Genomic DNA, 22,411 nt, shown 5'->3' with positions numbered 1-22,411 from the left:
GTAACGGAAAACTATGGCAATTCTACAGATTGGTGCAGGCGGCGTTGGCTGGGTAGTTGCACATAAAGCAGCACAAAACAACGACGTTCTGGGTGATATCACAATCGCATCACGTACCGTAGGTAAGTGTGAGAAAATCATCGAATCGATTCAGAAGAAAAACAATCTGAAAGATTCAACTAAGAAACTAGAAGCTCGTGCGGTAAACGCGGACGACGTAGATTCTTTAGTTGCTTTAATTAAAGAAGTGCAGCCTGACTTAGTGATCAATGCGGGTCCTCCTTGGGTGAACATGTCTATTATGGAAGCATGTTACCAAGCTAAAGTGTCATACCTTGATACATCTGTTGCGGTTGACTTGTGCTCTGAAGGCCAACAAGTACCTCAAGCTTACGATTGGCAGTGGGGCTACCGTGAGAAGTTTGAAGAGGCGGGTATCACAGGTATTCTTGGTGCCGGTTTCGATCCGGGCGTAGTATCGGTGTTTGCTGCATACGCGGTGAAACATCTGTTCGATGAAATCGATACTATCGACGTAATGGATGTAAACGCAGGTGACCACGGTAAGAAGTTCGCAACTAACTTTGACCCAGAAACGAACATGCTTGAGATTCAAGGTGATTCCTTCTACTGGGAAAACGGCGAGTGGAAACAAGTACCTTGTCACTCACGTATGCTTGAGTTTGAATTCCCGAACTGTGGTTCACATAAAGTGTACTCAATGGCGCACGACGAAGTTCGATCTATGCAAGAGTTCATCCCGGCGAAACGTATCGAATTCTGGATGGGCTTTGGTGACCGTTACCTAAATTACTTCAATGTAATGCGTGACATCGGTCTACTCAGCCCAGATCCACTAACGCTTCACGACGGCACGGTTGTTCAACCTTTGCACGTGCTTAAAGCGTTGCTGCCAGATCCAACATCACTAGCTCCTGGTTACACTGGCCTAACGTGTATCGGTACTTGGGTTCAAGGTAAAAAAGACGGTAAAGAGCGCAGTGTGTTCATCTACAACAACGCAGATCACGAAGTTGCATACGAAGATGTTGAACACCAAGCTATCTCATACACCACTGGCGTACCTGCGATCACCGCGGCTTTGCAGTTTTTCCGTGGTAAGTGGGCAGACAAAGGCGTGTTCAACATGGAGCAGCTAGATCCAGACCCATTCCTAGAAACCATGCCATCGATTGGTCTAGATTGGCATGTTCAAGAACTGGAGCCAGGACAACCTGTTATCCATAAATTGAAGTAAGAATTTAGCGACTCTTATTTGTACGTTTAAGCCGATGCACTTGCGTCGGCTTTGTTCGATTTTATAGTGCCTTTGCTAAGGCGAAGGGACGTAAGGTATCAAAATGCAACAAAACGAACTAAAAACGCCATACTTCATGATCAATGAAGACAAGCTGATTGAGAATCTAGAGAAAGCAAAACAGCTAAAAGACATCTCTGGTGTGAAGCTTGTATTAGCACTGAAGTGCTTTTCAACATGGGGTGTATTCGACATCATCAAGCCTTACTTAGACGGAACAACCAGCTCTGGCCCGTTTGAAGTGAAGCTTGGCTACGAAACGTTTGGCGGCGAAACACACGCATACAGTGTGGGTTACAGCGAAGATGACGTTCGCGACGTGGCGGACATCTGTGACAAGATGATCTTTAACTCTCAGTCACAGTTAGCGGCTTATCGTCATATTGTCGAAGGTAAAGCATCGATTGGCTTGCGCCTAAACCCAGGTGTGAGCTACGCAGGGCAAGACTTAGCAAACCCAGCTCGTCAATTCTCTCGTCTTGGTGTTCAGGCTGACCACATCAAACCGGAAATTTTTGATGGTATTGATGGCGTGATGTTCCACATGAACTGTGAGAACAAAGACGTGGATGCGTTTATCGGCTTACTCGATGCTATTTCAGAGCAGTTTGGCGAGTACCTAGATAAGCTGGACTGGGTAAGCATGGGTGGCGGCGTTTTCTTCACATGGCCGGGGTACGACATCGAGAAGTTGGGTTTGGCGCTTAAAGCATTCTCAGAGAAACACGGCGTACAAATGTATCTAGAGCCGGGTGAAGCGATCATCACTAAGACAACCGATCTTGTCGTAACAGTGGTTGATATCGTGGAGAACGTGAAGAAGACGGCGATTGTCGATTCAGCAACAGAAGCTCACCGTTTGGATACGCTTATCTACAACGAGCCAGCGTCCATTCTTGAAGCATCTGAAAACGGTGAACATGAATACGTGATTGGATCGTGCTCTTGTTTAGCTGGTGACCAGTTTTGCGTGGCGAACTTCGAACAGCCTCTCGAGATCGGACAGCGTCTTCACATTCTAGATAGTGCAGGTTACACCATGGTGAAACTGAACTGGTTTAACGGTCTACGTATGCCTTCGGTTTACTGTGAACGCTCGAATGGTGACATTCAAAAACTGAATGAATTTGACTACTCTGATTTCAAACGTTCACTATCTCAGTGGTCGGTGAAATAAAACGTATTGAGTATTAGAACGACAAAGAGCAGCTGAATTGCTGCTCTTTTTTATTGGGGAAGCGTTAAAGGTATGCAGTTAGCTTTCTACAATTACACGAGTGTCTTCACTCAGAGATTCTAACTCATTAGCCACGTCCTCTATCTCTAGCTCGCTAGGCAATTTAATCGCCATTTTTGCGCTGAATAAGCTGGAGCTTACCCCACCGCCGCCTGCAATGAATACGCGTTGGCAATCCATATCTAGAATTGAAATGCCTTGATTATCGAGAACGTGAGTAATTTCATTCACAATACCTGCTCTATCGTTGGCATCTAAGCGAAGCTGAAAGATAGTGTCTTCACGATGCGAGTGAGGATCCGAGTCAACGAACCTAACCACAAGAGTTTGACATGAAGAGAACGCCTCTTTAACGATGTCGGCATTTTCTCTTGGAAGCTCTACTTTGATGACACCTGCAACTTGATCTTCGATAAAGTTTACTTTGCTTATCAGCCATTTACCGCCATTTTCATGAGTGATTGCTGCGAGTTCTTTGATGGTTGCGGGTGACGCTTGTCCGACAAAATTAACAATAAATACGGTGTTCATAATGTCCCCTCCTGGAATAAGGTTTGGACGCAGTACGAATAAACGTGCTACTTAAGTTATTGGAATAAATCCTTTTATTTAGTGTAGGTGCTAGGGGAGGGTTATGTTTGATGAAAGTCAATTTTTGACACTAATTCGTGAAGCAAATAATTAAAACGATGTTTAGGGCACAAAAAAGCAGCCATCATAAGGCTGCTTTTCTACTGAGTATCAACTCAAGTCAAGGCTAAAATGTTACTTTTAGTTCGACACCGTAAAATTGGCTGTCGTAGTTGGCGCCTGCGTCCATTGCGAATTTTGCGACGTCTTGATTACCAAACCAAGGTGATGAATTAAATTGTAGTTCTGCACTACCGCCCCATGCATCGGTTACCCAATAATGGATATGCCCAACAGGGTTTAGGAAGAAGAGTGATACATCACCGACGGTTTCAGAGCCCATGACTTCGCCGCCGTTTGCTACAATATCTTGCTCAGCAGTGAGCATCATTTCGCCAACCACAGCACCAAAGAATGGTGTGATAAAAATATCCTGCCAAGATGGCACTTCTGCAAATGCCTCTACTCCGTACTCCCAAAAGAACGTTGACATGGTTGCGGAGTACAAGAATGACTGAAACTCGTTATAGCCAGCGTGGCGTGCGGCTGTGTAGTAAACGCCGCCAAAATAAGGATGCATGATGTAGTTGAGGACATGTTCATCACGATCCCAAACAGGCCCGTCAGAGACATTATCTTTCCATTTTTGACCCAGCTTACTCATGTCTCGGTCTTCTTCGTCCCATTTAGTGATACTTTCTGGAAGGAAAGTCATCATACCAACGGTTGCGATACTCAGGCCAAGAATGGTGTATGTTTGACCCATGAGGTAATCCCAGTCTTTATCTTGAGGGATAATGAGATGTTTAGGCTGAAGCCCTGCATCAAGATTTAATGAATCATCATTATTCTGTTCAAACATAAGACCGCGATTTTGAGACTCGAAGGTGTACAGAGTCGTCGTTTCGCAGTAACCTGACAAGCAATCAGGTGTGTAAGAAAACTCCGTATGACTGGTCATATCGTACTGACTTGCGTGCGCAAGCGCTGACGAAGTCAAGCAAAGGCCAGTTAGAGTTTTCTTGAACATGGATGATTTTGACACAAAGGTCTCCGAGTTGATGGTGTGATGATCGGGCTCGCAATTATCCCTCAAAACATCAACCATTTAAATACTTGATCCTTATTTAGTCCCAATATATCTCGTCGAGATTCGTCCAAATAAAAAGAAAAATAAGCACTATAACGAATAATAGGATTGTGCTTATGTTCAGGAGTCAGTTGTGAAAATAGCAATGCTTAGTACCGGTGAGGAAGTGCTCCACGGTGATATTGTTGATACTAATGCGGCATGGTTATCTAGCCTGTTTTATCAACATGGATTTGGCTTAACAAAGCGCTCAACGGTTGGTGATAGCCTGTCGAGCTTGGTTGAAGAGTTTTTAATGTTGAGCTTCAACAATGACGTGGTGATCGTGAATGGTGGTTTAGGGCCAACGACCGATGATATGAGTGCGGCTGCTGCCGCGAGAGCTGCTGAGTGTAAACTCGTGCTTTTCAAAGAGTGGTTGCAGCATCTAGAAAGTTTGTATGCTCGACGTGGCATCCCAATGCCAGACAGTAATTTAAAACAAGCCATGCTACCAGAAACGGCTGAGATTCTGGATAACCCGATAGGCACGGCCTGTGGTTTCAAGATGCTGATTAATGATGCCATTTTTTATTTTACGCCGGGTGTGCCAAGTGAATTTAAGCTTATGGCAGAGACGCAAATTTTGCCTGATCTGAGAAGAGCTTTTCCAGAGGTGCAAGGTTCATGTTGTAGTCGAATCTATACGTTTGGCCTTTCCGAATCCGGCATCTCGGACAAGCTTGATCAGCTAAAACTTCCTCAAGGGTATGAGCTTGGTTATCGCTCTTACTTACCTTTTATTGAAGTGAAACTCTTTGGCCCTTCTGACCAGCTTGAACAGCGTTTGAAGTTGGTACAGATGATCAATAAGCATCTTGAAAGCAATACCGTTAGTATTGATTTACCTATGGTTGAAAATGTCGGCCAGCTGTTGGTGGATAAAGAGTTAACCGTGTCGGTTTCCGAAAAAAGCAGTGGTGGATACTTAACTTATTGGTTAAATAGTGATGAAAACGCTGAAAGGCAACTTGGACATGGTTGGGTACTACCAAGCCAGACTCAAGCGATGAGCAACAGCGGAGACCCATTAGCAGAAACGTTTGCTCTGGCAGGAGCGACGCGAGAGAAGTGTGGGACGGATTTATCACTCGTCACTGGCCATATTGAAGAGGGTGTTTTTTCCGTCGCTTTATCGACACCGTCAGGCGAGTGGGGAGCGTTATATAAACTCTCGAAAAAGTATCAGCGCAATGATCAAGTTAAAGTGATCAGCACTGCAGCACTAGACTTGTTGCGTCGTTACCTAGAACGTAAACCGATGTTTGCACATTATGCATTTTTAGAGAAAGTTAAAGAGATGCATCTCCCAGGTAGTGCTTTATAACCAGAGACCTATAACAGCCTGAGAGATAAAACACGTAGATACAAAAAAGCCAAGGTAATCACCTTGGCTTTTGCGTTTTATACCGTCGAGTCACGTTATGCGCGCTGCTTTTCTTTCATCGCGTAGTTAACGCCACTGAGTGACAAATCCGATTTTGCTTTACAGATACAAGGTAATATCTCATCACTTTGCGTGTAAGCCATGGCAAAACCAACATACTCCACTTCACCAGATTCCAACTTGCAGCGACAAGCGCCACAGTGCCCATCACGACAGTTGTATTCTGGTAATAAGCCAGCTTGCTCCATTGTTTCCAAAATTGTATTGGAAGGGTTGGATTCAATACTGATGAGTTTGTTGATTTTGAGTGTTGCCATTACAGCTCGAATCCTTCGAAGTCGTCTGCGCGAACTTCATTGTCAATTTGACCCACAAGGTAAGAAGAAATTTCCGCTTCTTGAGGTGCAACTTGAACGTTATCTGAAGACAACCAAGCGTTAATCCATGGGATTGGGTTGGTTGTTGCTTCTGGATAAGCTGCAGGTAGACCTACTGCTTGCATACGGATGTTGGTGATGTATTCAACATATTGGCTTAGGATGTCTTTGTTTAGACCGATCATAGAGCCATCTTTGAATAGATACTCTGCCCACTCTTTTTCTTGCTCAGCCGCTTCTTTGAATAGGTCAAAACAGTCTTGTTTTGCTTCTTCTGCGATTTGCATGAAAGTGAAATCATCCTGACCGTTACGTAGCAGGTTGATCATGTGTTGCGTACCGTTCAGGTGAAGCGCTTCATCACGTGCAATCAGTTTGATTATTTTCGCGTTACCCTCCATTAGTTCGCGTTCTGCGAAAGCGAAAGAACATGCGAAACTTACGTAAAAACGAATCGCTTCTAGAGCGTTCACAGACATCAGACAGATGTACAGTTTCTTCTTAAGGTCGTACAGACTAACCTTAACTGTTTCACCGTTAAGGACATGCTCACCTTCACCGTAGCGATGGTAATCATTCGTCGCTTGAATCAAATCGTCGTAGTAGTGCGCGATGTCTTTTGCACGCTTCAGGATGTGCTCGTTCTCAACGATATCATCAAATACCACAGCAGGGTCGTTCACGATGTTACGAATAATGTGCGTGTAAGAACGAGAGTGAATCGTTTCAGAGAAAGACCAAGTCTCAATCCAAGTCTCTAGTTCCGGCAGAGATACAAGCGGCAGCAGTGCCACGTTAGGGCTACGACCTTGGATAGAGTCTAGAAGCGTTTGGTACTTCAAGTTAGAGATGAAGATGTGCTTCTCGTGATCTGGCAGTTTGTTGTAATCGATACGGTCGCTAGATACGTCTACTTCTTCTGGACGCCAGAAGAAAGAAAGTTGTTTCTCGATAAGCTTCTCGAAAATCTCAAACTTTTGTTGGTCGTAGCGTGCAACGTTTACTGATTGACCTAGGAACATTGGTTCCTTCAATTGGTCATTCTTTTTTTGGTTAAAAGTACTGTAAGCCATAATGCCTCAATTCCTTTTAAACCTCCCCATAAGGGGAGGTTATCGATAGTCTGTCTTTACGGAGTGTTAGGTGCGGGTAGATTAAATCTTACAACCGCCGCCAGCACAATCGTCATCTTGTGGTTGAACAGCGTCTTTCTGTTCATCTTTTGCGCCATCACGAGTGTTATGGTAGTAAAGCGTTTTCACACCAAACTTGTACGCTGTTAGCAGGTCTTGAAGTAGTTTCTTCATCGGTACCTTGCCAGTCTCGTAACGTGACGGGTCGTAGTTAGTATTAGCAGAGATAGCTTGGTCAACAAACTTCTGCATAATACCCACAAGATGTAGGTAACCGTCGTTCGAACCGATGTTCCAAAGCAGTTCATAGTTGTCTTTAAGTTCAGTGAACTCAGGTACAACTTGCTTCAGAATACCGTCTTTCGAAGCTTTTACTGAAACATAACCACGTGGTGGCTCAATACCGTTAGTGGCGTTTGAAATCTGAGAAGAGGTCTCAGAAGGCATTAGCGCAGTCAGTGTTGAGTTACGTAGGCCGTGCTCCATAATTTCTTTACGTAGGCTGTCCCAGTCGTAGTGCAGCGCTTCGTCACAAATTAGGTCGATATCTTTCTTGTACGTATCAATCGGCAGTAAGCCTTTCGCGTAGTTCGTTTCGTCGAATGAAGGGCACTTGCCTTGCTCTTTCGCCAGTTCTACCGATGCTTTTAGTAGGTAGTACTGCATTGCTTCGAACGTACGGTGAGTCAGGCCATTTGCGCTACCGTCAGAGTATTTCACGCCATGCTTCGCTAAGTAGTAAGCGAAGTTGATCACACCAACACCTAGCGTACGACGGTTCATCGTCGATTTGTATGCCGCTGGTAGAGGGTAATCTTGATAATCAAGCAGTGCATCTAGCGCACGAACAACAAGATCAGATAGCTCTTCGAAGTCATCTAGAGATTTGATAGCACCAAGGTTGAAGGCAGAAAGCGTACATAGTGCGATCTCGCCCGAGTCATCTTCAACGTTAGTTAATGGCTTCGTTGGCAGTGCGATTTCTAGACATAGGTTCGATTGACGAACTGGCGCTACTTCAGAATCGAATGGGCTGTGAGTATTACAGTGGTCCACGTTCTGAATGTAGATACGACCTGTTGATGCACGCTCTTGCATTAGCAGAGTGAACATTTCAATCGCTTTAACCGTTTCTTTCTTGATTGAAGGATCGTTCTCGTACTTCACGTATAGACGCTCAAACTCTTCTTGGTTTTCGAAGAATGCGTCGTATAGACCTGGTACGTCTGAAGGTGAGAATAGTGTGATGTTGCCACCCTCAACCAAACGTTGGTACATCAGTTTGTTCAGCTGTACACCGTAGTCCATGTGACGAACACGGTTCTCTTCAACACCACGGTTGTTTTTAAGCACCATTAGGGAGCGAGCTTCGCCGTGCCACATTGGGTAGAATACAGTCGCTGCGCCACCACGAACACCACCTTGCGAACAACATTTGACTGCGGTTTGGAAGTATTTGTAGAACGGGATACAGCCAGTGTGGAACGCTTCACCACCGCGAATCTCTGAGCCTAATGCACGGATACGACCAGCGTTGATACCAATACCAGCGCGCTGAGATACGTAACGAACAATCGAGCTTGCTGTTGCGTTGATAGAATCAAGACTGTCGCCACACTCGATCAGAACACATGAGCTGAACTGGCGAGTAGGGGTACGTACGCCAGACATAATTGGCGTAGGTAGAGAAATCTTAAATGTCGATGTCGCATCGTAGAAACGCTTGATGTAATCAAGACGCGTTGCTTTTGGATATTTCGCAAATAGGCACGCTGCTACAAGGATATATAAGAACTGAGCACTTTCGTAAATTTGGCCCGTTACACGGTTTTGTACGAAGTACTTGCCCTCTAGCTGCTTAACTGCCGCGTATGAGAAGTTTAGGTCGCGTTTATGGTCGATGTACGCATCAAGTTCGTCGAGTTCTGCTTTTGTGTAGTCTTCTAGAATATGTTGATCGTACTTACCCATATCGACGAGGCGAGACACGTGATCATAAAGCGTTGGTGGCTCGTATTGGCCATACGCTTTTTTACGCAGATGGAATACCGCTAGGCGAGCAGCTAGGTATTGGTAATCCGGAGTCTCTTCAGAGATCAGGTCTGCCGCAGACTTGATGATTGTCTCGTGAATATCTGTCGTTGTGATGCCGTCGTAAAACTGGATGTGAGCGCGAAGTTCTACTTGAGAAACCGAAACATTATCTAGACCTTCTGCAGCCCAAGTGATAACGCGGTGGATTTTATCCAGATCGATACTTTCTTTACGGCCATCACGCTTGGTGACGGTAAGTTGTTGGTTCATTCTGCTTTATTTCCCTAAGAAAACTGATAAAAGCCGTATTTTTGTTTGTTTATGTGCAATATGAGTAAAGCTTGCGGCGGCTTTGTGATCAAAGTCTATCTATATATTGTCGCTTAAACACAACATATAGGGGTTCATTTGTTTGCGGGTTACAAGATAGTGCTATTACACTGATTTATCAAGGTACAGATCGGGGATGACTTGTGGATAACTGACAAAATGAAAAAAATCAGTAAGTGAACACTAACCGATGAGAAAAGGGCAGACTTGAATGGTTAAAAGCACGGTTTTGAGATCGGTTTAGAAATAACCGCATGCAAAAATATTTTCCTTGATCTTTGGTCGTTTTTATCTACGAAAAATAGGTTGGTTAAAATGGAATCTAGAGCACGAATTTTAGGCATAAAAAGACAAAAAAAGCGGCAACTTTGTGCTACCGCTTTCGATTCATTTTCTACAAAAAATGTCAATCACAAAACGCATTTTTTAACATAATGGCGTTCAGTATTTTTTAGTATGAACGATGTAGTTTACGTCTACATTACGGCCGAGTTTGTAACTGTCATTAAGAGGGTTGTAATGCAGGCCCGTAATGCCCATTTCCGTTAGGTCAGTTTGGTCTATCATCTTCATCATTTCGGCAGGCTTGATAAACTTCTCGTGCTCGTGAGTCCCCTCAGGAACAATCTTAAGAAGTTTCTCTGCACCGACAATAGCAAACAAGTATGACTTGATGTTTCGGTTCAAGGTTGAGAAAAACACGTGACCACCAGGTTTTACTAGCGCAGCACAAGAGCGGATAACGGAGAGAGGATCTGGAACGTGTTCAAGCATCTCCATACAAGTCACGACATCGTAAGTCCCTGCGTTTTCTATAGCGTGGTCTTCTATTGTGCTCTGAATGTAGGTCAGTTGAGTACCTGTTTCTAATGCATGTAGTCGCGCGACTTCTAAAGGTTCTTTGCCCATATCAAGTCCAGTCACAATAGCGCCTTCTTTCGCCATGCTTTCAGCAAGAATGCCACCACCACAGCCGACATCAAGTGCTCGCTTGCCAAACAAGCCATTTGCTTTTTCAAGTACATAGTTCAAACGAAGTGGGTTAATTTGGTGAAGTGGCTTAAACTCGCCTTCTAAATCCCACCATCGAGAAGCCATGTCCTCGAATTTCTTAATTTCACTTGGGTCGACGTTTTGTGCTTTAGTCATAATTGGTTTTATTGCATTCAATCTGAGTCCTTTAGAGGGCGTCAGTATACTCCAACGTTTTATAACCAAACAACCTCGACGTGCTTAGTGAAGGGACAATGACAGAGTTCACTGGTGCGGCAACAACAGGCTCCTGTAACTTTGAAAGGGCTTGCATGTTTTTGGTTCATCCTTGAACTAGTGCCAGTGACAATACTCTAAAACCGGCATTTTTGACGTTGTGTGGATATATTGGGATTAACGATTTCAACTAAGTTCCATACGTACAGAGTCCGATTTTGCTCAATATTGACCGAAATATAACCACTAATCAGAAAGATATGGGATGAGTGTGCAAATTCTCGACATTTGATTCATAACCAAGCTCACAACCTGATAAAAGGAGAGGGAAAGTGATGCCGAAGTGATGAATTGTGTGTTATATTTTTGCACCTTACACGTATCGTAATTACGATCAGATAATAGAGGGATAATGGCTCTATGAGCGATTTAGCTAAAGAGATCACGCCCGTAAACATTGAAGATGAGCTTAGAGGTTCATATCTAGACTATGCGATGTCAGTCATCGTGGGTCGTGCTCTTCCAGATGTGCGTGATGGCCTAAAACCAGTACACCGCCGCGTTTTATTCGCGATGAACGTACTAGGCAACGATTGGAACAAACCATATAAAAAATCAGCCCGTGTTGTCGGCGACGTAATCGGTAAATATCACCCACACGGTGATAGTGCTGTGTACGACACAATCGTACGTATGGCTCAACCGTTCTCGCTTCGTTACATGCTGGTCGATGGTCAAGGTAACTTTGGCTCTATCGATGGCGACTCTGCTGCGGCAATGCGTTACACCGAAGTTCGAATGGCAAAAATTGCCCACGAACTATTGGCTGACCTAGACAAAGAGACCGTAGACTACGTACCAAACTACGACGGTACTGAGCAGATCCCAGCGGTTCTTCCAACTAAAATTCCAAACCTATTGGTTAACGGTGCTTCTGGTATCGCAGTAGGTATGGCAACCAACATCCCGCCTCATAACCTTGGCGAAGTGATCGATGGCTGTCTTGCATACATCAATAATGAAGAAATCACTATTGATGAACTAATGGATTACATTCCTGGTCCTGATTTCCCAACGGCGGCGCTGATCAGCGGTCGTAAAGGCATTGTAGACGCGTACAAAACAGGTCGCGGCAAAATCTACATGCGTTCGAAAGCGGACATCGAAGTGGAGAAGAATGGTAAAGAAACCATCATCGTCACTGAGATCCCATATCAGGTAAACAAAGCTCGCTTGATCGAAAAGATCGCTGAGCTAGTTAAAGATAAGAAAGTTGAAGGCATCAGTGCACTACGCGACGAGTCAGATAAAGACGGTATGCGTATTGTTATTGAATGTAAGCGCGACGCTGTGGGCGAAGTGGTTCTAAACAACCTATACGCTCAGACTCAGTTGCAAACCACTTTCGGTATCAACATGGTGGCCCTAAACAATGGCCAACCACAGCTATTCAACCTGAAAGATATGTTGAAGTGCTTCGTTGATCACCGTCGTGAAGTTGTGACTCGTCGTACTATTTTCGAACTACGTAAAGCGCGTGAACGTGCCCACATCCTTGAAGGTTTAGCGCTAGCGCTTGCCAACATTGATGAAATCATTGAGCTTATCCGTAAGGCGCCAACACCGGCTGAAGCAAAAGCGGGCCTTATCGCTCGTGGTTGGGATTTAGGCAACGTTTCAGCAATGCTAGAGCGTGCAGGTACTGATGCAGCACGCCCTGAATGGCTAGAGCCTCAATATGGTATCCGCGATGGTCAGTACTTCCTGACTGAGCAACAAGCACAAGCAATTCTAGATCTACGTTTACATAAACTAACAGGTCTAGAACACGAGAAGATTCTTGGCGAATACAAAACACTTCTAGAAGAAATCGCTGAACTCATGCATATCCTTGCAAGCACTGAGCGTTTGATGGAAGTGATCCGCGAAGAACTTGAAGCGGTTCGTGACGGCTTTGGTGATGCTCGTCGTACAGAAATCACAGCTGCGAGCCATGATATCGACATGGAAGAGCTGATCGCACGTGAAGACGTTGTGGTTACTCTATCGCACGGTGGTTACGTTAAGTACCAAGTACTGAGCGACTACGAGTCACAGCGCCGTGGTGGTAAAGGTAAGAGTGCGACCAAGATGAAAGATGAAGACCACATTGAGCGTCTTCTAGTGGCGAATACCCACGATAATATCTTGTGTTTCTCTACTCGCGGTAAAACATACCGTCTGAAAGTTTACCAATTGCCTCTAGCGAGCCGCACTGCTCGTGGTAAGCCAATTGTGAACATCCTTCCACTAGAAGAAGGTGAGCGCATTACCGCGATTCTACGTGTTGATGAATTCTCTGAAGACAAATTCATCTTCATGGCAACAGGTGACGGTACGGTTAAGAAAACGCCGTTGAACCAATTTGCAAATGTTCGTTCAAATGGTCTGATTGCGGTAAACCTACGTGAAGACGATTCGTTAATCGGTGTGGATATCACTAACGGCGAAAACGAAATCATGCTGTTCTCTAAAGCGGGTAAAGTGGTTCGCTTTAAAGAAGCAGAAGAAATTCCAGTACTTGACGAAAATGGTAAGCCAGTTCTTGATGAGAATGGTCAGCCAGAGATCAAGTTTAAAGGTGTTCGTCCTATGGGTCGTACTGCCTCTGGTGTTCGTGGTATGAAACTGGCTGAAAATGACCAAGTTGTATCACTTATCGTTCCTTCGCACGAAGGCGACATCCTAACGGTTACAGAAAACGGTTATGGTAAACGTACAGCGCTGAGCGAGTACCCGACAAAAGGTCGAGGCACTCAAGGTGTCGTTTCTATCAAAGTTTCTGAGCGAAACGGCCCGGTAGTTGGTGCTATCCAGGTTGTTGAAGGTGATGAAATGATGATGATCACCGACGCTGGTACACTAGTACGTACTCGTGTGGGTGAAGTTAGCCAGGTTGGTCGTAACACGCAAGGTGTAACGCTTATCCGTACTGCGGAAGACGAATCTGTTGTTGGTTTGCAACGTATTGAAGAAGTTGATGACGAAGAGCTGCCTGCTGGTGAAGAAGCAGAAGCGTTAGAGTCAACAGACGAAAATACGCAGCAAGATACTCCAGAAGCGCCAGCCGCTGATGATGCAGAGGAAGGTAACGAAGAGTAATCTTTCGTTACTATTCTAATGTAAAAAGCCGAGCCTCAGTTGCTCGGCTTTTTTGTACCTGTATCAACGCAATACAAGCATTAAACCAGTACACTAATACTCAGTTTGTCTAGGGAGCGCGTTATGTCTGTTTGGTTTTTCATTGCCATCACTTTGATGGGATTATTCGTCGTCGTATTATCGCTCAGCGCTTCAAGAGTAAGAGCGGCACAATGGTTCGGTTTTTGTGCTTTGGTACTAGTGTTAACCAGCGCTAGCTTCTTATTGTTGCGTCAATCTCCTCCACAACCTATTCAAGCTGAAGTCTCTCGAATGATGACTGCTCGCGATATCATGCAGGAAATTCAAGACCAATTACGTGAAGACCCAAACAATGCCGAATTGTGGTTTCAGTTAGGGCAGGGCTACCTGCTAGAGGGAGAACTGGATGGCGCACTGATTTGTTTTGATTACGCCATCCAACTAACTGAGCCGGTCGGTGCCACGCAACTTGCTGCGAAAGCGACGACCTTATACTACATTCACCAGCAATCAATGACGCAAGAAGTCAGTTTGCTTCTAGAACAAGCTTTGCAGATAGAACCGCATAATGAAGCGGCTTTGTCGTTGATTGCCAATGATCATTTTCTGTCATTCCGCTTTCAGGAAGCCATTGATACTTGGGTGCTATTACTCGACTCGAACGATCCAAGCTTAGATCGAGTACAAATTATTAACTCGATCAATAAAGCGAAAGAGCTGTTGTAGGCGTAGACTCTAATAAGTAATAGAAGAAAGGTGGGGGACGAATGAAGAATAAAGCGTTCGGAATATTTGTGGTGCTGTGCGGCTCCGTGTTAGTGGGTTGTAGCTCTTCCGAACATTCTGGCACCTCATCTACGGTTTATTACTCTTCCGGTTATTACGACCCTTGGTGGTACGATCATGACGACTACTGGATTTATTACTATCCGGGTTGTTGCGACAACGACGATGAATACAAAGATAAACTAGAAGAGTGGTGGAATGGCTTGGATGAAGAGCAACAGCAATCCATCAAAGACAAAGTCGAAGATTGGAAAGACGATGATATGTCCGCCAATATCGATAACATGAAGCGACAGCTTGACGATCATTGGCAATCGCTGCCTGACGAGCAAAAGCAGGAGATTCAAACCAAGTGGGAGAACCGCCCCGAGCGCATCGAGCCTACGGCTTTACAAGACAAAGCCGTGGCAGAAAAGCTTCAACAAAGAAAAGCATTGCCGGAAACGAAGATCCAGCGCCCAGTTACACGCCCAAATGTGCAGATGCCTAAAACACGTCCACATATTCAGCCTAGGCCGAGACTTCCTCGTCGCTAATCTGTTTTCCTCTGCCTTCTATCAAACAAAAAGGGCGCAACGTGCGCCCTTCGTTTTATCCATTTAACCTAGTGTAATCGATACTGATCAGTACGTTGCTTCGCGCTCAGCAGCTGCTTTATCCCATTCTGGTGCCACCGTTTCTAGGAAGTGTTTCTTGTCTGCGTTCATCTTTTCCATATCCATACCTAGTGCTTGTTGCGCTTTTGCTTTGGTCGAGATATCTGGAATTTGAACTGGGTCAGTAATACCTTTTGTTGCCAGTAAACGAACTAACTTAGTACGAGCGTCAGCAGCGCGATCAACTGCGGTACCGAGTACTTCAAGTGCTACCTCAGGAGCATGCATGTGAACACCGTGAGAAGCAATCGCGTAGTCCCAACGCCATTGTGCATGGCGAATATCTTGTAGGATAGGTTGCATCTCTTCTTCTGTTGCCCCTGCTTCCCATGCTGCACCAGCTTCAAAGTGCGCTGCCACAATTTGCTTCTCGGCGGTTAGCTTCATGTTTAGTACTTGCGCTTTGCGAGTCGAAACGATGCCTTGTAGCTGCTCTTTGGTTTGAGTATGGCATTGCGCACAGGTGTCTTCAAAACGATCAAACGGGTTACCCACTTTGTGGTCAGTGTATACCGTACCGTCTTCTTTGGTTACTTTAGGCATGTGACAGTCCACACACACCACTTTGTTTTTGCCATGAATACCCGCTCTCCAAGTTTCGAAACCTGGGTGTTGCGCCTTAAGCATTGGTGCTTTAGAAACGGCGTGCGTCCAATCTTTAAAGTTTAACGCGTCGTAGTATTTCTCCATATCCGCGACGTTGGTCCCCATGTCCCATGGGAATTTGACTGCTTTAGTCGGACCAGTGAAGTAGTATTCAACGTGGCATTGAGCACAGACCGATGCTTGCTTATCTAGGCGAGACTGTTCATCAAAGTTTTTACCGATGGTGTCAAAAGCACGCTCGACGTATGGGCGAGTCAGTGCCAGTGCGGGTTCGCCCTTCTTGAAGGCTTCAGAACCCGTATTGTGACAGTCGGAGCAACCGATAGGGTTGACGATTTCTGAGCCCAAGCGCGCCCATTTACCTTCAAAATAGCCGTCTTCACCGCGCTCTTCAATTACGCGGGCGACATCTGGGCTTTTACAACTCCAACAAGCCATCGGCATTGGCCCGGAGTTTTCGTCTGCTGGTGCGCCAGTTCTGAGGGTTTGCCTCACATCATCAAGCGCGTAAAAGTGACCGCGCGCTTTGTTGTAGTCTTTAGCAAAACCATAACCGGCCCACAAGATCACCATGTTTGGGTCTTCACTTAAGGCATCTTCAATATGCTCGCTTTCCGATGTGGCTTTCCAAGAGTGATATTGGTCAGGATGGTTTCGTTCAAAGGTATCATTGCGAGGCTCTATGAGACCAGTATCCTCTGCCGCCAAAGGAGCACCAACCAAAAATAATTGGCTGGCGAATAAGGTCGCAACCGCGATAGGTGCGCTCATCCAGTGTTTTATGCTCACGGTGTTATCTCCATATTCGTTTTTATTAGCAGCGTTGTGAGGAGCTATTCCAAATAAGAATCGGAGATCTATCGTTAATATTAATAGTGAATTGAATAGATGAAATAGTGACCGAAATTGGCCTTGTTTTAGATCAAATTATGCTAGTGATCTTAATCATGTTTAAGTTCATATACCCCTAAAGTGGTATATTGTAATCCCCTTTAATCACAGTGTGTTATGGTGATAACCATTTTAAAAATAAGGTGATTAAGTTCGCTTTTTGAACATGTGATTCTACCTCTTAGGAATTATAGAGGTATTATAAATACAGGTTTAGCGTTGTGGCTTTCCAAAATAAGAATTGATGTCATTTGAAGGTGTGAAAATATCTTCAGAGGAAATTAATTGTTGCTCAAATAATAGTTGATAACAGTTATCAATTATTATCGAGCTAAGGAAAGAAAAATATGGGCAATATAAAATTGACCATAGAGACAATGCTGAAATTTCTCTTCATCTTTGCCATCTATGGTTTTTTCACCGCCGCCCATGCGACTTCTTCAGAGCCAGTTGAAGGTGCTCAAGCCGAGCGTCATCAAGTCGAGTTGATCCGTGACCGAGACTATAAATGTCTTCAATGTCATAAGGATGCAAAAGAGACTCTGAATCTATCGCATGATTCGCAAGCGTTATTGAGTCAAGGTAAGCAGCTCAATTGCACTAACTGCCACAGCAACATTGGCCCTGATCACCGTGAAGGCGCACCCGATGTGATTAAGTTTTCTGCTGCGCAATCGAAAGCGGTGCACGACAAAGTGTCCCTTGACCCAAGCTTGATTCTCAAAGCTAATAGCCAGTGTGTGGATTGTCACGCGCCACTTAAGTTAAGAGAAAAGCACTGGACGCACGATGTGCACGCCAAGAATCTCACTTGTTCAAACTGTCATGATGTTCATGCCGCAAAAACCAAAGCTTTGTCTTATGACAGAAAACAGCTGATTAAGCAGTGTGTGGATTGTCACTCTGAATTTGCCGTCGAACCTGAACTTGCCAAAGAAGAGGAGAGATAGCATGAAATGTTCGAGAAGAAACTTTTTAGCTAGCAGCGGTGCGTTGATTTTAACTACAGGCGTTGCGGGCACTTCCGTTGTTAGCTCCTCTCTTTATGCCAGCAACAGTGAACAAGCGAAGCGCATGGGTATGGTTCATGATGAAAATGCCTGCATTGGCTGTACCGCTTGTACCGATGCTTGTCGCGAAGTAAATAAAGTCCCTGAAGGCGTGACGCGACTTAAAATTCATCGCAGTGAACCGATTGGCGAATTCCCAGATGTGGAATACCAGTTTACTCGCGAATCCTGTCAGCACTGTGATAATCCACCATGTGTCTATGTGTGCCCAACAGGCGCAGCATACAAAGATGAAGCGACGGGCATTGTGGATGTACACAAAGAGAAATGTGTCGGATGTGGTTATTGCCTTGCTGCTTGTCCTTACCAAGTGCGCTTCTTTAATCCAGTCGATCACTCTGCGGATAAATGCAACTTCTGCCGCGATACCAACCTGGCGCAAGGTAAGCAGCCAGCTTGCGTGGAATCTTGCCCAACAAAAGCACTCATCTTTGGTGATTTAAATGACCCAGCTAGCGAGGTGAGCAAAGCTATCGAAAGCCATGTTGTCTATCGCGATAAATCGCATTTAGGTACGCAGCCTAAACTGTACAAAATTCCGCATAGTAAAGGGGAGGTGTCATCATGAACGGCTTCGAAAGTGCATTCCACTTTGACTCGTTAGTCTGGGATTGGATTATTGCGATTTACTTATTCCTTGCTGGGATGTCAGCAGGTGCGGTGATGATTTCTATCTATTTAAAACGCAAAGTGATTGAAGGTGATCCCGCAAACAATGGCATTATAAAAGCAATGGCTTGGCTAGCGCCATTTGGCATTATTTCTGGCTTAGTGATTTTGATTTTCCACTTAACTAAACCGCTTGAGTTTTGGAAGATCATGATTTACTACAACCCGACTTCCGTGATGTCGATGGGCGTTGTCTTGTTCCAAGTGTACATGCTAGTGCTGTTTGTTTGGATCGGCGTTATCTTCCGTCATCAAATCATCAGCTTTTGTGAAGGGAAGTTACCGAGCAAACTGTTGGATTTTGCCGATGGCATCTTGATTAAAGCAGGGAAAGCCAACAACGCGATTGAGTTGTTCTTGGGCTTTTTAGCGATCGTGCTTGCGGCATACACCGGCTTCTTATTGTCTGCATTGAAGACTTACCCAATGCTAAACAATCCAGTTCTGCCAATCTTATTCCTATTCTCTAGTTTGTCATCTGGCGCAGCAGCATGTTTGATGTTCGGCATCTTGGTGTTTAAAGAGTCGACCAGCAGCCCTAGTGTGTCTTGGGTGCACGGATTTGAACGCCCAGTGGTATTGTTTGAGCTGTTTGTCTTAGTGACATTCTTTACTGGGCTTATCTTTAGTGGCGGGCAAAATGAAGCCGCGGCTTGGAATGCCATTTCGAGTGGATTCTGGGCTCAGTGGTTCTGGGTTGGTGTAGTGCTCATCGGAATGATCACACCGTTGATACTAAACTGGCTAACGCCTTCAGAAGTTCGTCATAGAGGAAGTTACGTTTTTGCGGTCACAACGTTGAGTTTGGTTGGCGTACTCATGCTGCGTACTTTCATTCTCTATGCTGGTCAAATGACCATCGTGTAAGGAGGCTAAATGGAGGCTGAGCTCGGTTTCTTTTTGTTGATATTGGTGGCTGTCGCATCGACATGTGCGACGCTGCTGCATTGGGTTTGCTTTACGCTGCGGAAGAAGGGAGTGTTGCCACACCAAACCGCAACGTCTCATATTATCAGCTTAGCCTCCTTAGTTTGTTTGGCGCTTTTGATAGTCTGTTTTATTCAGGATAATTTTGCGCTTGAGTATGTGGTTACACACTCGAACAGCCAGTTACCTATCGCGTTTAAGATTGCAGCTGCTTGGGGCGGCCATCAAGGGTCTATGTTGTTTTGGGTGGTTACGTTGAGCTTATGGGCGTCTTTTATTGCTATCAAGTCGCCAGTTTGCACTCAATATACAGGCGATTGCTTGGGTATCATGAACTTACTTATTGCTATTTTCGCTTGGTTTACCCTCACCACGTCCAATCCTTTTGAGTATGCTCAGACACTAGCGTTGGAGGGACGAGATCTCAATCCGATGTTGCAAGATATCGAGCTTATTATTCATCCACCGCTGTTATATTTGGGCTACGTTGGTTATGCCGCGATACTGGCGTTCGCCTTAGCTGCGTTATTAGCGAAACGACCTATAAATGAATGGTATGGTGTTGCCCGTAGTGCCGCTTTCTTTGCTTGGGGTACGCTAACAATTGGAATTTTGATTGGTTCTTGGTGGGCATACAATGAATTAGGTTGGGGCGGGTGGTGGTTTTGGGACCCGGTAGAAAACGCGTCTTTGCTGCCTTGGTTAATGGGTACCGCACTACTGCATAGCGGTGTGTTGTCGAAGCGTAATAAAGGAGCAATTTGGAGCACCTACGCATTGGGTTTTGCTACGTTCAGTTTGAGTATTCTCGGCACATTTGTGGTGAGGTCGGGTGTATTAACCTCAGTACACGCGTTTGCGGTTGATCCAACCAAAGGTGTAGTACTTCTTGCTGTTCTCAGCGTTTTGGTGATTGTCACCTTTGGTGTGCTCATTATGCGAGGGCTACATATTCCTCGTTTTACGCTCGATTCGTTAATAAGTCGTGCCTACATGGTATACATCGCTATTGGGCTTCTCGTTGTTTGTATGGCGATTGTTTTCCTCGGTACCTTTTACCCAATGCTTTATCAACTGCTTGGCCTAGGTAATATATCCGTTGGGGCACCTTACTTTAATAGCCTCGTTTTTCCCCTTACATTACTTGCTCTGACCTTTCTCGCCTTTATGCCCGTGTTGAAGTGGACGAAAGGAGCCAGTCCTCATGCCGTTAAAACCATTGGGTTTGTCGGTATTCATGTTATTGCGGTTAGCACTATTTTCGTTTTTACTACAAAAGAGCTTCATATAACGACTTTGATTACTCTGGTATTAGCGACGTGGGTAGTGGTTTCTCATGTGCTATTGCTGTTTTGTGCAGAAAACAAGAGCAAATTAATGCCTATGTTTCTTGCTCATGTTGGCTTTGCGTTGGGTGCAAGCGGGGCAGTATTTAATAGTGACTATTCGTATGAATACAACTTACGGGTAGAGCCAGGTAGCTCGTATCAAAAAGCGGGTATCACCGTTGATTATCATGGAATTGAATGGTTAGTTGGGCCGAACTACACCGCAGAACAGGGAAGTGTTGATCTTTATTTGGAGAGCGGTAAGGCGCTGAACTTTCAACCCGAGAAACGGCATTACCCTGTACGCGTGATGAATATGACCGAGCCCGCTATTCGATCACTATGGCATGGAGACTACTACATCACTTTGGGTGACAAGCTCGACAACAGCGCCTACGCAATTAAAGTGCAATATCGGGCGGGTATCTGGTGGATATGGTTTGGTGGCGCTTTAATCGTAATAAGTGCTTTGGGGAGTATGATGAATCTAAGGGGAAAAGGTAATGAGATCGAAAAATACGCTTAAACTGATCGTTCTCATATTGCTAGTTGCGATTTTTGTTGTCACCGCGACAATGGCATTATCCGATAGACCAAACGTAGAAATACAACAAAATCGTATGTTATCTATCCCAGATTTTACCGCTTACTCACTCATTTCAGGCAATCGAATCACCGATGCAGTACTAGAAAATCAAGGTTATGTGCTATTGAATGTTTGGGCGTCTTGGTGCGGGGTTTGTAAACAAGAACATGATGATTTGCTCAACTTAGCTCGACAAGGTGTGCCCATCGTTGGTCTTAACTATCGAGATAAAGAAAGCGCGGCTAAACGCTATTTGAGCTCTTCACACAATCCATATACCGAAGTTATATCCGATCCTAATGGGCAACTGGCGGTTGAACTTGGTGTAATAGGAACGCCGGAAACTTACTTAATTGATCAAAATGGCAATGTTTTGATCAAATATAGAGGTAAGTTAACAATAGACAAATGGAACTCGTTATTTTCGGGGTATTTTAATGTCTCACTTTAAATATGCTTACTTCATTATTGTTTTGTTTTCTTTGTGTTCTTCTTGGGTCAAAGCAGAGCAAATTACGCAGCATGTTGATCTGTTTGAATTTCATTCCGTTGAACTGCAACAAAGAGCAAATGCATTAGCTAAGGCTTTACGATGCCCACAATGTCAAAACCAAAACCTTGTTGAATCTAATGCACAAGCCGCTAAAGATTTAAGATTGAAAGTGTACTCGATGGTAAACGAAGGAAGTACGGATCAAGAGGTAAAAGATTATTTGGTTCAGAGATATGGGAATATCGTTTTGTATCAGCCACCATTTAATTATTCGACAGCAGCGTTGTGGATCTTTCCTCTATTACTTTTGATCTTTTTTATCCTATTTTCGATCAAAATGATAAAGCGTCAATAATGTGACCACTATTCCACTATGGGAAATAAATCGTGCAGATAACAAACAGAATGTTATCATTTTTCCGAATTTATGAAGATTCCAGTATAAAGAAAATC

19 protein-coding genes are annotated in these 22,411 nt (G+C 44.6%); 12 read left to right on the top strand and 7 right to left on the bottom strand.

Translation table 11 applies throughout. The features are described from left to right. The first annotated feature begins 13 nt into the window (after positions 1-13). Positions 14-1,258: a carboxynorspermidine synthase gene (locus CBX98_RS15280; RefSeq protein WP_012841628.1), complete on the top strand. Its 1,245-nt coding sequence runs from the start codon at positions 14-16 to the stop codon at positions 1,256-1,258. Positions 1,259-1,361: 103 nt separating this feature from the next. After that, the gene (gene nspC / locus CBX98_RS15275) at positions 1,362-2,495 is read left to right on the top strand and encodes a carboxynorspermidine decarboxylase (protein ID WP_005394797.1); all 1,134 of its coding nucleotides are present in this window, start codon (positions 1,362-1,364) and stop codon (positions 2,493-2,495) included. Positions 2,496-2,573: 78 nt separating this feature from the next. On the opposite strand, the gene CBX98_RS15270 is transcribed toward nspC, so the two are convergent. Next, positions 2,574-3,086 carry an ACT domain-containing protein gene (locus CBX98_RS15270; RefSeq protein ID WP_005394795.1) on the bottom strand — a complete coding sequence of 171 codons (513 nt, stop codon included), beginning with the start codon at positions 3,084-3,086 and terminating at the stop codon, positions 2,574-2,576. Positions 3,087-3,312: 226 nt separating this feature from the next. Further along, on the bottom strand, positions 3,313-4,215 hold the full coding sequence (locus tag CBX98_RS15265; protein ID WP_031780425.1) for a DUF3943 domain-containing protein: 903 nt from the start codon (positions 4,213-4,215) through the stop codon (positions 3,313-3,315). A 193-nt stretch (positions 4,216-4,408) separates the two neighbouring features. Here CBX98_RS15265 and CBX98_RS15260 point away from each other — a divergent pair, with 193 nt between their 5' ends. Beyond that, positions 4,409-5,641 (top strand): CinA family nicotinamide mononucleotide deamidase-related protein, encoded by a 1,233-nt coding sequence (locus CBX98_RS15260; protein WP_109169695.1) that lies wholly within the window; start codon positions 4,409-4,411, stop codon positions 5,639-5,641. A gap of 95 nt (positions 5,642-5,736) precedes the next feature. Here the strand turns inward: CBX98_RS15260 and yfaE are convergent, their stop codons facing one another. The 4 genes from yfaE to ubiG all read right to left on the bottom strand — a co-directional run bounded on the left by yfaE (position 5,737) and on the right by ubiG (position 10,724). Next, on the bottom strand, positions 5,737-6,018 hold the full coding sequence (yfaE, locus tag CBX98_RS15255) for a class I ribonucleotide reductase maintenance protein YfaE (protein WP_005376817.1): 282 nt from the start codon (positions 6,016-6,018) through the stop codon (positions 5,737-5,739). Then, on the bottom strand, positions 6,018-7,151 hold the full coding sequence (gene nrdB / locus CBX98_RS15250) for a class Ia ribonucleoside-diphosphate reductase subunit beta (RefSeq protein WP_005376818.1): 1,134 nt from the start codon (positions 7,149-7,151) through the stop codon (positions 6,018-6,020). Before nrdB ends, yfaE begins: the two co-directional genes overlap by 1 nt. An 81-nt stretch (positions 7,152-7,232) precedes the next feature. After that, on the bottom strand, positions 7,233-9,515 hold the full coding sequence (gene nrdA / locus CBX98_RS15245) for a class 1a ribonucleoside-diphosphate reductase subunit alpha (protein WP_005394788.1): 2,283 nt from the start codon (positions 9,513-9,515) through the stop codon (positions 7,233-7,235). Between the two features lie 501 nt (positions 9,516-10,016). Then, positions 10,017-10,724 carry a bifunctional 2-polyprenyl-6-hydroxyphenol methylase/3-demethylubiquinol 3-O-methyltransferase UbiG gene (gene ubiG, locus CBX98_RS15240; protein ID WP_031780424.1) on the bottom strand — a complete coding sequence of 236 codons (708 nt, stop codon included), beginning with the start codon at positions 10,722-10,724 and terminating at the stop codon, positions 10,017-10,019. Positions 10,725-11,204: 480 nt separating this feature from the next. On the opposite strand from ubiG, the gene gyrA reads away from it, so the two are divergent. The 3 genes from gyrA (at position 11,205) to CBX98_RS15225 (ending at position 15,268) form a co-directional block, all read left to right on the top strand. Then, positions 11,205-13,925: a DNA topoisomerase (ATP-hydrolyzing) subunit A gene (gyrA, locus tag CBX98_RS15235; RefSeq protein ID WP_005394780.1), complete on the top strand. Its 2,721-nt coding sequence runs from the start codon at positions 11,205-11,207 to the stop codon at positions 13,923-13,925. 123 nt (positions 13,926-14,048) lie between these two features. Next, positions 14,049-14,672, top strand: a complete 624-nt coding sequence (locus CBX98_RS15230; protein WP_006743142.1) for a cytochrome c — start codon at positions 14,049-14,051, stop codon at positions 14,670-14,672. Positions 14,673-14,713: 41 nt separating this feature from the next. Beyond that, a complete protein-coding gene (locus tag CBX98_RS15225) occupies positions 14,714-15,268 on the top strand; it encodes a hypothetical protein (protein WP_109169694.1) in 555 nt (184 codons plus the stop codon). A gap of 87 nt (positions 15,269-15,355) precedes the next feature. Here the strand turns inward: CBX98_RS15225 and nrfA are convergent, their stop codons facing one another. Then, on the bottom strand, positions 15,356-16,783 hold the full coding sequence (gene nrfA / locus CBX98_RS15220) for an ammonia-forming nitrite reductase cytochrome c552 subunit (RefSeq protein ID WP_109169693.1): 1,428 nt from the start codon (positions 16,781-16,783) through the stop codon (positions 15,356-15,358). Between the two features lie 449 nt (positions 16,784-17,232). Here nrfA and nrfB point away from each other — a divergent pair, with 449 nt between their 5' ends. Genes nrfB through nrfF form a run of 6 tightly spaced genes read left to right on the top strand, consistent with a single transcriptional unit; the run spans position 17,233 to position 22,313 of the window. Beyond that, on the top strand, positions 17,233-17,835 hold the full coding sequence (gene nrfB, locus CBX98_RS15215; protein ID WP_109169692.1) for a cytochrome c nitrite reductase pentaheme subunit: 603 nt from the start codon (positions 17,233-17,235) through the stop codon (positions 17,833-17,835). A gap of 1 nt (position 17,836) precedes the next feature. Further along, on the top strand, positions 17,837-18,523 hold the full coding sequence (nrfC, locus tag CBX98_RS15210) for a cytochrome c nitrite reductase Fe-S protein (protein ID WP_012841634.1): 687 nt from the start codon (positions 17,837-17,839) through the stop codon (positions 18,521-18,523). After that, positions 18,520-19,491 (top strand): cytochrome c nitrite reductase subunit NrfD, encoded by a 972-nt coding sequence (nrfD, locus tag CBX98_RS15205; protein ID WP_109169691.1) that lies wholly within the window; start codon positions 18,520-18,522, stop codon positions 19,489-19,491. Before nrfC ends, nrfD begins: the two co-directional genes overlap by 4 nt. Before the next feature lie 9 nt (positions 19,492-19,500). Beyond that, positions 19,501-21,405: a heme lyase NrfEFG subunit NrfE gene (gene nrfE, locus CBX98_RS15200; protein ID WP_109169690.1), complete on the top strand. Its 1,905-nt coding sequence runs from the start codon at positions 19,501-19,503 to the stop codon at positions 21,403-21,405. Beyond that, positions 21,383-21,916 carry a DsbE family thiol:disulfide interchange protein gene (locus CBX98_RS15195; protein WP_109169689.1) on the top strand — a complete coding sequence of 178 codons (534 nt, stop codon included), beginning with the start codon at positions 21,383-21,385 and terminating at the stop codon, positions 21,914-21,916. The genes nrfE and CBX98_RS15195 overlap by 23 nt, the downstream gene beginning before the upstream one ends. Beyond that, positions 21,903-22,313, top strand: coding sequence for a heme lyase NrfEFG subunit NrfF (gene nrfF / locus CBX98_RS15190; protein ID WP_005394762.1), 411 nt, complete (start codon positions 21,903-21,905; stop codon positions 22,311-22,313). Before CBX98_RS15195 ends, nrfF begins: the two co-directional genes overlap by 14 nt. The last annotated feature ends 98 nt before the right edge of the window (positions 22,314-22,411 follow it).

It is taken from the genome of Vibrio sp. T9 (assembly GCF_003123985.1).
GTDB lineage: Bacteria > Pseudomonadota > Gammaproteobacteria > Enterobacterales > Vibrionaceae > Vibrio > Vibrio diabolicus.
This window is presented reverse-complemented; position numbering and strand designations above follow the sequence as displayed.

Excerpts from the sequence above, each read along its gene's own strand:
- CBX98_RS15280 (WP_012841628.1), top strand. The coding sequence starts at position 14 with ATGGCAATTCTACAGATTGGTGCAGGCGGCGTTGGCTGGGTAGTTGCA.
- nspC (WP_005394797.1), top strand. The coding sequence starts at position 1,362 with ATGCAACAAAACGAACTAAAAACGCCATACTTCATGATCAATGAAGAC.
- CBX98_RS15270 (WP_005394795.1), bottom strand. The coding sequence starts at position 3,086 with ATGAACACCGTATTTATTGTTAATTTTGTCGGACAAGCGTCACCCGCA.
- CBX98_RS15265 (WP_031780425.1), bottom strand. The coding sequence starts at position 4,215 with ATGTTCAAGAAAACTCTAACTGGCCTTTGCTTGACTTCGTCAGCGCTT.
- yfaE (WP_005376817.1), bottom strand. The coding sequence starts at position 6,018 with ATGGCAACACTCAAAATCAACAAACTCATCAGTATTGAATCCAACCCT.
- nrdB (WP_005376818.1), bottom strand. The coding sequence starts at position 7,151 with ATGGCTTACAGTACTTTTAACCAAAAAAAGAATGACCAATTGAAGGAA.
- nrdA (WP_005394788.1), bottom strand. The coding sequence starts at position 9,515 with ATGAACCAACAACTTACCGTCACCAAGCGTGATGGCCGTAAAGAAAGT.
- ubiG (WP_031780424.1), bottom strand. The coding sequence starts at position 10,724 with ATGACTAAAGCACAAAACGTCGACCCAAGTGAAATTAAGAAATTCGAG.
- gyrA (WP_005394780.1), top strand. The coding sequence starts at position 11,205 with ATGAGCGATTTAGCTAAAGAGATCACGCCCGTAAACATTGAAGATGAG.
- CBX98_RS15230 (WP_006743142.1), top strand. The coding sequence starts at position 14,049 with ATGTCTGTTTGGTTTTTCATTGCCATCACTTTGATGGGATTATTCGTC.
- CBX98_RS15225 (WP_109169694.1), top strand. The coding sequence starts at position 14,714 with ATGAAGAATAAAGCGTTCGGAATATTTGTGGTGCTGTGCGGCTCCGTG.
- nrfB (WP_109169692.1), top strand. The coding sequence starts at position 17,233 with ATGGGCAATATAAAATTGACCATAGAGACAATGCTGAAATTTCTCTTC.
- nrfC (WP_012841634.1), top strand. The coding sequence starts at position 17,837 with ATGAAATGTTCGAGAAGAAACTTTTTAGCTAGCAGCGGTGCGTTGATT.
- nrfD (WP_109169691.1), top strand. The coding sequence starts at position 18,520 with ATGAACGGCTTCGAAAGTGCATTCCACTTTGACTCGTTAGTCTGGGAT.
- nrfE (WP_109169690.1), top strand. The coding sequence starts at position 19,501 with ATGGAGGCTGAGCTCGGTTTCTTTTTGTTGATATTGGTGGCTGTCGCA.
- CBX98_RS15195 (WP_109169689.1), top strand. The coding sequence starts at position 21,383 with ATGAGATCGAAAAATACGCTTAAACTGATCGTTCTCATATTGCTAGTT.
- nrfF (WP_005394762.1), top strand. The coding sequence starts at position 21,903 with ATGTCTCACTTTAAATATGCTTACTTCATTATTGTTTTGTTTTCTTTG.